This window comes from Providencia sp., assembly GCF_003533305.1.
Lineage (GTDB): Bacteria > Pseudomonadota > Gammaproteobacteria > Enterobacterales > Enterobacteriaceae > Providencia.
On sequence record NZ_DOEH01000010.1, the window covers coordinates 37,515 to 52,592 of the forward strand.

Annotated in this window: 10 protein-coding genes and 1 pseudogene; 4 read left to right on the forward strand and 7 right to left on the reverse strand. The window is 37.0% G+C overall.

The window, feature by feature from the left end; translation table 11 throughout:
* Positions 1-4: 4 nt before the first annotated feature.
* The 7 genes and pseudogenes from DD649_RS04265 to DD649_RS04295 all read right to left on the reverse strand — a co-directional run bounded on the left by DD649_RS04265 (position 5) and on the right by DD649_RS04295 (position 9,776).
* Positions 5-757, reverse strand: coding sequence for a fimbria/pilus periplasmic chaperone (locus DD649_RS04265; protein ID WP_294103967.1), 753 nt, complete (start codon positions 755-757; stop codon positions 5-7).
* Positions 758-770: 13 nt separating this feature from the next.
* A complete protein-coding gene (locus DD649_RS04270; RefSeq protein WP_294103970.1) occupies positions 771-3,440 on the reverse strand; it encodes an outer membrane usher protein in 2,670 nt (889 codons plus the stop codon).
* Positions 3,441-3,460: 20 nt separating this feature from the next.
* Positions 3,461-4,009 carry a fimbrial protein gene (locus DD649_RS04275; RefSeq protein WP_336429231.1) on the reverse strand — a complete coding sequence of 183 codons (549 nt, stop codon included), beginning with the start codon at positions 4,007-4,009 and terminating at the stop codon, positions 3,461-3,463.
* 79 nt (positions 4,010-4,088) lie between these two features.
* Positions 4,089-4,610, reverse strand: a complete 522-nt coding sequence (locus DD649_RS04280; RefSeq protein WP_294103974.1) for a fimbrial protein — start codon at positions 4,608-4,610, stop codon at positions 4,089-4,091.
* 1,337 nt (positions 4,611-5,947) lie between these two features.
* Entirely contained in the window at positions 5,948-6,724 is a 777-nt protein-coding gene (locus tag DD649_RS04285; RefSeq protein WP_294103976.1) for a DmsC/YnfH family molybdoenzyme membrane anchor subunit, read from the reverse strand.
* 1 nt (position 6,725) lies between these two features.
* Positions 6,726-7,343, reverse strand: a complete 618-nt coding sequence (locus DD649_RS04290; RefSeq protein WP_294103978.1) for a DMSO/selenate family reductase complex B subunit — start codon at positions 7,341-7,343, stop codon at positions 6,726-6,728.
* Positions 7,344-7,353: 10 nt separating this feature from the next.
* Positions 7,354-9,776 (reverse strand): annotated as a pseudogene (locus DD649_RS04295) (DMSO/selenate family reductase complex A subunit).
* A 1,170-nt stretch (positions 9,777-10,946) separates the two neighbouring features.
* On the opposite strand from DD649_RS04295, the gene DD649_RS04300 reads away from it, so the two are divergent.
* The 4 genes from DD649_RS04300 (at position 10,947) to DD649_RS04315 (ending at position 15,068) form a co-directional block, all read left to right on the forward strand.
* Positions 10,947-11,264, forward strand: coding sequence for a helix-turn-helix transcriptional regulator (locus DD649_RS04300; protein ID WP_294103980.1), 318 nt, complete (start codon positions 10,947-10,949; stop codon positions 11,262-11,264).
* 106 nt (positions 11,265-11,370) lie between these two features.
* Positions 11,371-11,904 carry a fimbrial protein gene (locus DD649_RS04305; protein WP_294103986.1) on the forward strand — a complete coding sequence of 178 codons (534 nt, stop codon included), beginning with the start codon at positions 11,371-11,373 and terminating at the stop codon, positions 11,902-11,904.
* Positions 11,905-12,073: 169 nt separating this feature from the next.
* Complete coding sequence (locus tag DD649_RS04310; RefSeq protein WP_336429428.1) at positions 12,074-12,505, forward strand: fimbrial protein; 432 nt, start codon at positions 12,074-12,076, stop codon at positions 12,503-12,505.
* A 31-nt stretch (positions 12,506-12,536) separates the two neighbouring features.
* Positions 12,537-15,068 carry an outer membrane usher protein gene (locus tag DD649_RS04315; RefSeq protein ID WP_336429237.1) on the forward strand — a complete coding sequence of 844 codons (2,532 nt, stop codon included), beginning with the start codon at positions 12,537-12,539 and terminating at the stop codon, positions 15,066-15,068.
* Positions 15,069-15,078: the final 10 nt, after the last annotated feature.

Consider the following 15,078-nt stretch of genomic DNA (forward strand, 5'->3'; position numbering starts at 1 on the left):
TCCGTTAGTTATCTGTCGCGGATGCAACAGTACAGTTGGAACCATTGCAGCTAAACGTCAACTTAGGCCTTCCACCGTAATCATTGATATAAGTCAGAACAGGCGCTGAGCCTAAAGCACTTGCACTTCCTTTAAGGGTACTGCTACTTTTCGGTGCTATCATAAGCGGTTCAAATTGCCCCACGGTATTACCACCAACTTTGGAACTTGCATCAACAATAGTGATGTAATAGCCCGTTGGGTTATTGATTTCATAAGCATCACTTTTACGAGTTAACGTCACTTTTTCCTGCCATGGATTTGTAAGCTCTGTTCGAGTCGCATACAGCGCTTTTGGACGATAAAACAATTTAATTCGTGTCTGTAACGCAATTTGAAGAACATTCGGCTCAGTACTGCGCGGTGGAATTTCCCGTAGGTTAAAGAAAAAAACGCTTTCTCTATCCTGTGGTAATTTACTCACATCAGGTAGTGATTGGATTTTTACTTGGCTTTTTTCACCCGCTTCAACACGTTGAACGGGAGGTAAAACAGTGAGAGGACTCTCAATTTTTTCGCCATTAATATCCTCAAGCCAACCTTGAGCCAGATAAGGTAATTCTTGGTTCTCATTCTTAATGTTCAAACTGATCGTTTTTTCTGCGCCATTAAAGATGACGCGAGTTCTATCAAGAGCAATTGCCGCAATGGCTTGACCGCATAACACGGTTGATAACGCGATTGTTGTCGTAAAAAACGCAATTTTTTTAATATTCATAGATACCAACTCGTTAAAAATCTAATAATTCGGATAACTCAGCATTATCTGTGCTGTGATTAATATCTGGCGGTTTCAATAACCAGCGCTGTTTAGGAGATACCCCTTGCTTGATAGGAACCGGCTGACTCACAGAGGTATTTGTCACACTTGGATTTCCTGAACATGGCAATAACAATGAATTGAATTCAACATTTTCAATATTTTCAGGCACTTGTATTTGGCACTGCGAAATACCATCCCAATGAACATCTAATATTTCATTTGGCTGAATTCCAGATAAGTACACTGAGCCGTTATCATTAACGATCCCGAGTTCTCTATCTTTTTTATTCCTAACCGTTGCACCAAATGGAGGATGGCTGCCATCAACAAGCGCGAGTCTCACCATAGTTTTTAGTCCCGCTAAAACATCAAATTCGCGATAGGCAATTGCACCTTCAGTCAGTGTCACTTGATGAATTGAACGCACGGTTTCAACGTTATCAGGAAGCTGGTTGATATCTATTGCAGCGCTTGTACGGTAGTAATCATTCACATCAGCAACGACAGCTTTACCAAAGATGTTGGTATTAGTATTTGCACCAAAGCCTTTAATCGGCACACCTCTTACACCGTCAGTATCAACCATGATCCGACTAGCGCCCGGGGTGTTAATTCTATGCAATGCAGCACCATAACCTGTCGCTGTCATACCACCTTGCAGTGATAATGCAGCAGAGGTGGTTTCACCATTTATATAACTAGTGCTTGCTGTCACCGTAGCAGCATCAGCATAATGAGTGTAATAACCATCGACCGTCCCTTTCCCTCGAGAACTCAGCCCTGTACCCACCCGATAATTGCTTCGATCATCAATACGGTCGTAATAGTTAACTGAATGCGAGTTACCATCTCTCGTCACCATATTGTTATAGCTAACTGTCGCCATATCAGCCCATGGCATCGAAATATTCATATATATGCCATCGTCATTTCGACTATCTTCAAATTTATTTCGAAACGCAGTTAAACTTAAGCTGATGTTTTTGAAGCGACCAATATCAAAATATCTCGCAATAGAGACGTTATAACGTTTGGTATTTGGCCGACTCCAATAAGTTTCGTGGCTATAATTCAAATAGGTTGTTAAATCGATTTCAGAGAAATATTTATTAAATGTGATGGTGTACAGCTCTTTACTATTTTCTAGCGCAGTTGCTCTAAAACGACGGTCAAGATATTGACTCATTGTCATATAGTTACGCTCAGAGAATCGGTAACCTGCGAAGGTTATTTGGCTGTCATAATCTTCAAAACGTTTGGAATAACTTAAACGGTATGAACCGCCTGTATAAATTTTGTCATCGACACGTAATTTGGCCCGAGATTCTGTGACATCAAAGGAAATCGCACCAAATGCGAGAAGATCTCGTCCAATACCCATTGATACTGCGTTATAATCACCCGCACCTAGCAGACCACCAAAGAGTGACCAACCGTTAGATATCCCCCAAGAGAATTCACCAAGTCCGAATCCTTGTCCCTCAGTTTTATGATCCATGTTACTTGGGCGACCGCCTGCAAATTTAAACAGCAAACTTCCAGGACGAGTTAAATAAGGAATTGATGCGGTATTCATTTGAAATTCTTGTACAGAACCATCTTGCTCTTCGACTCTGACATCGAGCTTACCATTCACTGCATCACTTAAATCTTGAATACGGAAAGGTCCCGGCGCAACTTGAGTCTCATAGAGTACTCGACCTTGTTGAGTAATTGTGACCTTCGCATTTGTTTTCGCAACACCCGTAACTTCAGGCGCATAGCCACGAAGATTTGGAGGAAGCATGCGGTCATCAGAGACTAAACTCGCCCCTAAATAACGAAATGAATCAAAAATACCTGAACGCAAATATTGTTCACCCATGGTGAGCTGGGCATTCAGCGATTTAATTGCACGATAGGCGTAATATTGGCTCCAATCCCAATTACGTTGGGTCGATTTGCCATTAGTATGACTATAGTTTGATTGCCAATTTGCACGGGCACGCCATGCACCTAAGTTGAAACCGGTGACGCCGTTACCTGATACTTGTTGCGAATTTGGCGCCTCTGTTGGGTTAAATACGTTAGCATTAACGTTATAGTCAAAGAATAATCCTGCAACGCCATCTTCCCAACGCGATGGGGGATCCCAGTTCGCCGCGGTATATTCTAAATAAGCTTGTGGTACCGTAATTGCAATTGTTTCTTTTGCAAGTGAACCACTCACCGTCATACCGGGGATCGATTCAACGTTTAAACATTGGCCATCATTGGTGTAATTGACCTTTCTTTGCCATTCACTACGTAGTGCAATATGTTCAATAAGCTCTGGAGTCAAGCAAGGTACAGTAACGGTGTCATCACCATTAACAGCCATATATTCGATATCATAAATAGTCGAAAGCACGTTACCATTTAAGCTGATATAGAATGGATAAGTGCGCGGCATGATATAACCCGCACGCGAGAATTCACTTAAAGATATATTTTGACGATCTTGAAGATCCAAAATATCGGTATTAAACTCAACACCTTGATTCGCAATAGCCAAATTAACGTGAGAAATTGCAAATAAAACCATCATTGCAACAGGCGTTAAAAATTTATTTACTGAGTTAGGAGATACTTTATTTTTACTTTTAGATAACAGAGCCATAATAATCCCTTAGTGTTAACTCAGTAGTAATCCAATTTAAAGCGAACAGTGGCTTGATAATTACCTGGCTTTAAATGTTTTCTGTTTGAAACTACGCGAACACCATAATTTAAGATCATATCGCCAGTCGTTATTGGCCTAGATGCCATAGGCTGTCCCGGTATTGCTGCATTTCCATCAGAGTCAGTGATTTTCATTGCTAACCCATTAGCATGTCCGAATACATTGAATTGCTCTCTATCAGCAGGGCCATCAAACGTAATACTAAAGGCTTGCCAATTGGGTTTTCCAGGCGTTACTGGCGTTAGAACACAGTTTATTAGGCGTATAGAAAAGTGACTTTCAGGGCTTTCCCTATCATGTATTATCTGACTAACAGGTACTGTTGTTAGGCTAACTGATTGGTCACGGCTACCTGCATCAATCGCACAAGGTGTTTCAATGATAGAGCCACCTAAAGTGACATACCCTTGCGGCTGCTGTGCTCGAGACATTTGACCTTGTGCACAAACAACTGAGGCAAACATCATTCCTGAAAGCACAATGACAATCCTGCCAAAGTGATTCATAGCTACTCCGTTTCAACATAATGACTGATTGATACTCATTGAGGTTTAAGCCCATACATCCTTGTACGGGCCATACCAACTATTGGTAGTTCAAAGCAAATGTTGCGATAGCTTCAAATTTACCAGGGACTGCTGCATTTGCCGCGTCACCTTGCAGGTAAGCTGAGAAACGTAACAGGTTGCCACCAGCTGTTAATGTTTGCTCTGCAGATTTATCACCAAGTTTGATTTGCGTACCACCAGCATCAGTAATAACGATAGCTGCGTTTTTCGCAGTACCATTGATTGCTAGTGCACCAGTAGAAAATGAGCTTGGAGCACCTGTAAAGGTTGCTTGAACTGTTTTCAGCGTAGAAATATCACAGCCTTCCAGTTCGATATTGAAGTTACGAGGAGTACTGCGACCACCACCATTAAGTTCCGCAGTAGCGATTGCACCAATTTCAACAGTTTGTTTCTCAGATGTTGGTGGAATAGAACATGGCGCATCGATGATTGAACCGTTAAAAGTTACTACACCGCCACCTTGGTTTGCAGCAGCAGATCCTGCAGCAACAGCCAGACCAAAACCTAATACTAAAGCGAGTTTATTCAGTTTCATTTTATACATTTCCATTAAATAAAAAGACGACACAAATTAAAATAACAAGTTATTATTAATTTGATTATTTTAATTTCTTCTTAAACTATAAATTGGTTAATTGACTCATTAGAATTGAAGAAAATAATTAATCGAATTATTAGAATCCATCTATAAGTCGATAAATTAAATACTCCTTCAATGCGTTGCCATTATTATATTTCAGTATGTTTATGTCAAATTATGCAAATTCCACAACTTTAAAATTGTAAGTTAGTGATATTTATAAACTAACCAATTATTACTCAATAATATTTACTCCGTGTTGGGATAATTTAAAGATTAGTGCAATATAAAATGATAAATAATTAGCAAAAGAAAATAAAATATACAAAATAATTATTAATAAAGTTTTTTATACTCATAAAACGCGTTTGTTTTAGTGAAAAAAATGCACTTTATGAATATTAAAATGGAAGGTAAGTATAATTATCTATATGAGATTTAATTCTAAAACAATATTAATGGGATATATCTTAAAAAATAAAATAAATCATTTCACGATATTTCACCATTAATAAACTGTTACACGTATAATTTGTATGTATTTAAGATTAAGTTTCAAATGATAATTAACCACAGAAATCATTATGCTTTAAAATAAAATTTATGAGTTCATTCAACATGATACATTAACAATAAGATGATTTAATTTAAAATAAAACCTGAGCTAAAATTTAATAAAATTAATTTAAATAAAAATCAATACAAATAAATCATTAAAAACAAAGTAACTACAAAAAATTTAAGCGGTTTTAAAAAAAACGAAAAATAATGATTAACCATTTTAAATGTCATTTCATCTTGTATCAAAATGTAAAAAATCGTAATTATCTGTTCAGCATTTTAAATAAATAGAAAATAAAATATTTAAAAAAATCATCAACTATAAAATTATCAAGAATATTCTTAACTAGATAATTAAAGTAAAAGGATTTTCCAATCCCATTACCATAAGTGTATTGAAACTCAATTAGATTAATAGATAAACGACTCCAACATAAATGCAATCACCTTAACCTTTAAATTGCTCTAACATTAAAAAAATCAAACCACTGCTAATAGTTTAATGAGATTAAATATTTATATAGTACCATTTAATTTTATTGACTTAAGTCAAGCAAAATATCTTTCCAGTATGAACGTTTAATTTACATCAAATAACATTAACATCAGGATATACAAAACATATAGATTTTAATCATGATATCGATGATCAAATACTTTATCACCTCACGAATAAAAAATGCCCCATAATCAATATAATTATGGGGCACTTATCAATACAAACTAAAAAATTACATCGTGATTTGCCATAAATTATAAAAAGCAACACGACCAGCTAATTCCGCCAATAACACAGCGCCGGCACAGGTTGCCAAAGTCGCTTTTGGTGCTCTTTCTTTGAATACCATCGCCGCAAAAGCAAACAAAGCGAGTGCTAGAACCACAAGCTGAAATCCCCAAAAACTGGATTGTTCAGCACTCAACAATGGCCCTGTTTCGCCTAAGAAGGCTTGATAACCTGCTCGACTCACGAATATCGCTAGCGCTCCAACGGTAAACGCAAGAGTCCCTAATTGGCGAGCCCCAATGAATACAGCTAACGCACCACCACCAACAAGAAAAGTCATCCACATTTGCAACGTTGTAAAACTTGTGAACCAATTTGCGACTGTAGGTATGTTATACACTTGAGGAATCGACCAAGTGAATGCCAGACCAAAAATAACCGCACCGAGATTACTAAGCTCACGTAACAACTTATTTTTAACTAATAGCGTAAACAGCAATGTGGCGACCCCAAAAGCAACAAATACACCACTTAAGAAGGCTTCATTACTCATTGGTGAACGGCCAACACCCAATAGCATGTTAAAGAATCGCAAAGGTTGCCCTACATGCAATCCACCAATCACTAAACCAATAATCACCACGATAAATGCTAAAATATTAGCATTACATAATTGCTTATCATCGATGTTACCCATTTTTTTACTTAGATAAGATAGTAAGTACAAACCCGCTGCGGACTGACCTAATACCGTAAAAAAAACAAGAGGGAGCTCGTGCATCTTATACCTCCGCAGGGTTTTGTAATTTGCCACTCTTATCGCCATAAGGTTTGGCATCTTTATGTGGTTTAATCACAATATTAGGCTGTGTCAAACTTGAGTCTGGCATCGGTGCAACACTACTAATATTGCCATGGCGCTCACGTAGTACGGTAATATCATCGAAATCTAAGGCACGTTGTGGACAAGACTCAACACAAACAGGCTTCATTCCCTTTGCCACTCGCTCATAGCAACCATCGCATTTGCTCATCAGTTTTTTCTTTTCATCATACTGAGGCGCCCCATATGGACAGCGTAATTCACAATAGCGACAACCTACGCAGATAGATTGATCGACGACAACCAGCCCATCTTCTTCACGCTTATGCATCGCGCCGGTTGGGCAACCTTCAACACAGGTTGGGCTAGAGCAATGATTACATGAAATAGAAAGATAATAGTTGTAGATATTTTGCTGCCAAATTCCATCTTGTTGCTGCCAACTACCACCACCAAATTCATAAACACGCCGAAATTTCGGACCTAATTCAAGATCTTTTTCGTCCTTACAACTCACCTGACATGTTTTACAACCCGTGCATTTAGTTGAGTCGAAATAAAAACCATATTGTTTCATGAGTCACTCCTTATGCACGTTTCACGTCAACAAGATTGGTATGTTGAGGGTTGCCTTTCACTAATGTAGAAGGCTGTTGAGTGGTTAATGTATTAATACATCCCCCCACATCAATTCCTTCATCATTTGTCTCACGCCAAGCACCTTGCGGTACGGCAATCACACCAGGCAATACACGAGCAGTAACTCTTGCTTTAATATGGATACGGCCTCGGTCATTAAAAATTTCGGTCATGTCACCATCTTGAATATCTCTAGCTTGAGCATCTATTGGGTTAATCCAGTACTGATGCGGAATAGCTTCACGTAACATGGCAACGTTATAATAAGAAGAGTGAACATGTCCTTTATCGTGATATCCCGTCATTTGGAGCGGATATTTCTGTTTAGCCTCTTTATTTTCAACGCCTTCAGTATTGGCGCAATATTCTGGAACCGCAGGAATACGCTGATCTGTCGGATACTCCCACTCCTTTGCTATCTTCGCCAATCTTTCAGAATAAATTTCAATCTTACCGGATGGTGTCGATAATGGCTGAGTCTCTGGGGAATCACGGAATGATTTCAAGGCGATGTAATCACTACTATTTGCCAATTTACGATCGACAATTCCCATATTATTGGTTTCTTCAAACGTCGGTAAATGAGGATTTTTTTCACGCATTTGGTTATAGCAGTATTCAATCCACTGCTCATGGGTACGACCTTCGGTGAATTGCGCTTTGATACCTAGTTTTTCGGCAATGTCAGCAAGGACATCATACGACTGACGACATTCCCATAATGGTGTAATGGCATTTTGCAATCGAATAGCATAATGGTATGCACCACTTGCATAAGAATTATTGATTAAGTCATTAGATTCGACACTCGTGACATCAGGCAAAATCAAATCCGCATATTTTGTCGATGGTGTCATATGGTTATCCCAAATAAGAATAAACTCACATAAAGATTCATCAGTTAAAATATCGTGCGTTTTATTCAAATCAGAATGTTGATTTCCGGTGACATTACTTGCGTAGTGCCATAGAAATTTCACATTCGTTTCAAGTTTATCTTTACCAATAACGGTTGAGTTCGTCGCCGTCATCTCAGTGCCACGCCAAATAGCATCCGTCCACATAAAACACGGAATTTTTGTTTTCACCGGATTTGGGATTGCAAACCCAGGAACCGAATAGGCAACGTTTCCCCCCATCCTCCAGCATTTGTGCCTGCACGACCAATATGGCCTGTTACAATTGGCAGCATCATCACTGCTCTTGCAGCTTGTTCACCTGAAGCCGTTCTTTGTAAACCCCAACCTTGTGAGATCCAAGCCGCTTTGGCATTACCTAGCTCACGGGCTAATTGAATAATACGTGTCGGTGAAATACCGGTAATTTGGCTTGCCCACTCGGGCGTTTTTTCAATGCCATCTTCGCCATTACCTAAAATATAATCTTTATATGCACTGTTCTCAGGTGCAGACTCAGGTAAAGTTTGATTATCCCAACCCACACAATATTGAGCGAGAAATGCCTCATCAGTGAGTTGTTCTTTAATTAAAGTATGAATAATTGCGGCAACCAGTGCACCATCAGTTCCCGGATAAATAGGTATCCATTCTGCACCTAAGGTTGTGACACTATCTGTTCGACGTGGATCAATAATAATAACTCTGGCTTTACTTTTTTCTAGCGCTTGCAAAGTTTCATAAAATTGCCCTCCGCCAGACATGCGAGTTTCGGCAATATTATGGCCAAACATAACCACTAAATCGCTGTTTGCTATTTCAGATAACAAGGAATCATCGAGTTTTCCATAAACATAAGGGATCACACCATTAATCTGTGCGGTTGAATAAGTGCCATGTTGATCAAGAAACCCACCCAATTGACTTAATAGCCGCTTGCAAGCATTTCGCCCCTGCAAATTTGCACCAGTCGATCCTGAGCCATATTGATAATAAATCGCTTCATTACCGTATTTATCAATAGTTGTCCTCAGTTTTTCTGCAACAATTGAGGTAGCTTCATCCCAACTGATACGTTTGAACTGGCCATCGCCTCGTTGACCTGTACGTAATAAAGGATATTTTATTCTATCGGGGTTATAAGTATTCCAACGAACAGAACGTCCACGTAAACAAGGACGTATTTGGTGTAATCCAAACTGAGAATCGTCATACATAGTTTCATTTGAAATACGAGTAATCACATCATTTTTCACATGAACCTTTAAAGGACAACGACTTCCGCAGTTCACTAAGCAGGCGCTGTATTTGATCGTTTCATTTATTTCATCAGGTTGAATCTTTGGCTCTGAAGCTGCTTGAGCCGTAAATGGAAGTGTAATCGAACTCGCAATAGCCGCTGTGGTTGCCACTGACGCCGAGGTTTGTATAAACTGCCGCCGGCTAAACTGTTGTTTTTTGATGTTGTTTATCATTACATTGCTCACCTTTTAATTATTATAAAAATCATGTTATTAATTTTTTATAGTCATTAGATAGTAGGCAAGCATTTGTTATCGTTATTTGATATGTATCAACTCATTCCTTATTAGAAATATTTAAAGGTAACTAACTGTAAAATAAACATATTATTTACATTGAATTATTATTAAATGATAATTAATCAATGTTTTATTTATAAACCAATTCATATGATATAAATAGAAAAAATATTTACCATTCAAAAAGCAAACTAAAATAATGTCTAATTAATATAATTAACCATATAATAGTGTGTAAGCTATTACCCATATATCAAAAGTGTAAATTTCTTATATTTTTCAAAAGGATAGTACTGTTTTTGCCATTTAAGAAATATAGGCTATAAAATTTTTGCTTACTTAGAAGGACTTGTAAATATAAATCACAAGCCTATTCATTAAACGACATCACCGCTTAACAACAATATAGAGATGTCGTTTTAATGTGGGCAGATAAACCATAGATTGATTTCAACTTCTCATCAGCAACCAATCATATTTAGATATTCAATACAGATTATTTTTTCTCAAATACTCTTATATATTACGTCTTATTTTCCTTTAAATTAAAATAAAGATGAATTTGTCATCGCATATTTATTGATATAAATTACCAAATCATCATTTTCAACTTGTTTTGTATAGAAGTAACTCCAAATAAGAGTGCAAATTATGCAATTGATTTATAATGATTTATACTTAGCAAAGATCATTCACCCTCGAAAAAAACACCACACAAGAGTAAAACACATCGTTTTAGTACTGGATTTTGTTACAACTTGAATGAAAATATTACAATTTATTAATTAAAGTTAAAAAAATTGTTTTTTGATGCGAATCAAGTTTTAAAAACTACAGCCATACATCTATTATTGAGTGGTCTAAATTTTTAGATAATTCTCAATTTTAGTTATCAACATGATTTCATTGAATTAATCATCATGTGTAAACATTGTAAAAATAGTGAATACTCTCTAAATCAGTAATTCTCGCTATTTGATTTTAAATTTTCACTCTTTATAATTGTCGGCAGTTGAGCAGGTAAACTCAGAAACAAAAAATATTATTAAATTTATATATAAAATTTTTAGTTATATAAATCTTACTATTTATAGGAATATAAAAATGATTGGGGATAACACCCAGAATAATCTATTTTCTTTTTATTGCGGATTAGTAATAAAAAAGCTAAGAAAAGAGAGAGGTATTTCAGGGTTTAAATTAGCCAAACAACTGAATATTTCACAGCAGCAAATGTCACGTTATGAAAGAGGTGTTAATAGGTTAAGTATAGATACATTATTTAGTATATTAACAATTCTTGATGTGTCTTTTGAAAAATTATTAAGATTATTGATGACTGAAATCAGAAGTAGTAATTCAAATGACGCATTAGTTTTGAAAGAAAAAATATCTTTATTAGATTCAATTTACTTTTATTAAAACCAACCATTAATAAAATAAAACCAACCGATTAAATAAATTAATTTAATTGGCATATTTGCATCGCTATAAATATAGCAACCAAAATTAACTCAATGAGGAATGTATGAAAAAGATTATTTTAGCAACTTTAGTTTCAGGTGTAATGAGTGCATCAGCTTTAGCAGTAGACGCGGGTAGTGGTACAGTGACATTCTCTGGTTCAATTATTGAAGCACCATGTTCTATCGCACCAGGTGAAGAAAATCAAGAAGTTGAATTAGGCCAAGTATCTAATACAACTTTAGATAATGGTGGCGAATCATCAGCTCAACCTTTCCAAATTAAATTAGAAGGTTGTAATTTAAAAGGTGATAACCAAGTCTCTGTAACTTTTAAAGGAACTGAAGCTGGAACAAGTACTGGTTTTCTACAAATCACCGGTGATGCCGCCGGCGCAGCTGTAAAAATCATGAATGCATCTGGTTCTCAAATTAAAGTTAACTCTGCGGCTAAACAAAATTATGTTGAAGGAAATAATACATTAAAATTCCAAGCATCATTAATTGGTCTTGAATTGCTTGATGCTAACGACAAAACTATTCCTGTAACTCCAGGTAAATTCCAAGCAGTAACTAACTTTACATTAGCTTATAACTAATAAATATTAATAATATGCTATTGCACTGCAAGTTAATAATACTTGCAGTGCATATTATGATGGCCACAATATGAAAATAAATAAAAAAGGAATTAACTTTCTTTTATTACTTTTTTTATTAGTGCCCTACTCTCAATATATTTATTCAAAAGATTCAATGTATTTAACCATGCAAGGTAGCATTATGGATACTGCGTGTGCTATTGATACAGGATCTTATGAGCAATCTATTGATATGGGTACTTTACCTATTTCATTATTACGAAATCAAGGCCAAGGACAGGAACAACCTTTTTTTATTACTTTAATTGGTTGCAAATTAACCTCTTATACCGGTGAACCTTGGAAAACATTTGAAATATCTTTTGATGGTTTAGCTAATGGAGATTGGTTCGCTACATCAGGAACAGCACGCGGTGTCGCACTTTCATTAGCCGATACAAATGGAATAGCTATTTTGCCAGGGAAAAAACTTGCCCAACAAAATATTCAAACTGGAAAACATATTTTAGGTTACCAGTTAAGGCTTGTTTCAGATAGAACACCATTGCGTGTAGGCAAATATCAAACATCAATTCGTTTCAAACTTGATTACTACTAATAATAATTAATTGCTTTTAGGGATGTTTTTTATGTCTTCGTTATCTATTTATACCCCGCAACTAAAATGGTTGAGTATTATCATTGGATTAACACTCAGCGGTATTTTACCTGCTGCCAGTGCGACTGATCATATTGAATTTAATACTGACGTTTTAGATTTAGAAGACAAAAATAACATTGACTTAAACCAGTTCTCTCGTGCTGGCTATGTTATGCCAGGTATCTATAACTTTACGCTCAAAGTTAATAGCGAACAAATATCTGAAATTAAGGTGCCTTATTACACCCCAAAAAATGATCCAGAAGGTAGCGAAGCTTGTTTGTCACCAGAACTGGTCAATAAACTTGGGCTAACTTCAGAGTCATTAAATAAACTAACATGGTGGCATGAAGGCCAGTGTCTTAATCAAGAAAGCTTACCCGGATTATTAATAAGAGGTGATTTAGCCACCTCGTCACTCTATATCAATATTCCTCAAGCTTATATGGAATATACATCACCCAATTGGGATCCACCCTCTCGTTGGGATAATGGTATTTCAGCATTGCTCATTGATTATAATATCAATGCCAATACCACTCATTCCTACAATGATGGACCCGATTCATCTTCATTAAATAGTAATGGGGTAGCCGGTATAAACTTAGGCGCTTGGCGGTTTAGGGCTGATTGGCAAAGCCATTATAGCCATACAACAGGCACCCAAGGTAGTAGTCAAACTGACTTCACTTGGAACCGTTTCTATGCCTATCGAGCCTTATCAACATTAAAAGCAAAATTAGTGCTGGGTGAGGATTATTTAACCTCAAATATTTTTGATGGATTCCGCTTTATCGGTGCCAGTATTCAATCAGAATTGAGCATGATGCCGCCAAATTTACGAGGCTATGCTCCCGAAATTACAGGGATCGCAAAAACTAACGCTACCGTTATCGTGAAGCAACAAGGGCGTGTACTCTATGAGACGCAAGTTGCACCTGGTCCTTTTCGTATTCAAGATTTAAGTGATGCGATTAGTGGAACTCTGGATGTTACTGTTAAAGAACAAGATGGCTCCGTCCAAGAATTTCAAGTTGATACCGCCAACTTACCTTATTTAACAAGGCCGGGACAGATTCAGTATAAATTTGCTTTAGGTCAACCAACAAATATAGACCGCCAGAGTGAAGGCGAGAATTTCATCGCTGGGGAATTTTCTTGGGGTGTTAACAACGGCTGGTCTTTAATTGGTGGCAGCTTAAATAGTCAAAACTATCATGCATTATCCATTGGGCTTGGTCGTGATTTACTCGCTTTTGGTGCAATTTCATTTGATGTCACACAATCTATTGCCCGTTTACCTGGTGAAAGTACATTAAGTGGTGGCTCATATCGAATTAACTATTCTAAGCGATTTGAAGAGTTCGATAGCCAAATACAATTTGCAGGTTATCGCTTTTCTGAACGAAATTATATGAGCATGAGTGACTTTCTTAACGCTAAAAAAACAGGTGAACGTTATTACGGCAGTAAAGAGCTCTATACCATCTCAATGAATAAGAATTTCCAAGATTTAGGACTATCACTATATTTAAATTATAACCATCAGACTTATTGGGATAGGCCGGATAATGACTACTACAGCTTAATGCTGTCGAAATATATGGATATTGGTTCAATAAAAAATGTGAGTGTTAGTTTATCGGCAAATCGTAATTTTTATAATGGCGTTAAAGATGACAGCGCTTATGTGTCATTGTCTTTCCCATTAAGTAATGGTGCTAACGTTGGCTATTCAATGAATACAAACCGTTATGATACCGTAAATCGAGTTTCATATTATGACCGATTAGACGATAGAACAAACTATCAAATAAGTGCAGGTGCAAATCGCAAAGGCGGTTCAGCGAGCGCCTTTGTTTCTCATCAAGGGGATATTGCACGTTGGTCAGCAAATGCAAGCCACACCAATAACCAATACAGTGCGTTTGGCTTATCCTCTTCCGGTGGTTTTACGTTAACAACGGAAGGCGCAGCCGCTCACCGCGTAAGTAATTTAGGTGGTGCTCGTTTACTGCTTGATACAGATGGGGTTCCAAACATACCAATTAGAGGTGTTGGCTCTCCAGTAACATCGAATCGATTTGGGAAAGCAGTGATCTCGGATATTAGTAGTTACTATCGTAGCAAAGCGCAAATAGATTTAAATAAATTACCGGATGATATTGATGCGCAACAGTCAGTTGTTCAAGCAACATTAACGGAAGGTGCGGTTGGTTACCGTCCATTCTCGGTAATTTCAGGTCAAAAAGTAATGACCATAATAACGTTAAATGATGGTACTCACCCACCATTAGGTGCTCAGGTAACTAATCATAAAAAGCAAAATGTCGCAATTGTAGGAGATGCAGGTAACACTTATATCAGTGGTGTTCATCCTTCAGCAACCATGAATATAACGTGGGGGAAAAATATGTCGTGCGAAATCACTTTCCCTGCGGAATTAAACAATAGAGAAGTACTCGATAATTTATTGCTACCTTGTAGCCCGACAATTAACAATACGCAAAATGATGAGTGATTAATTCACT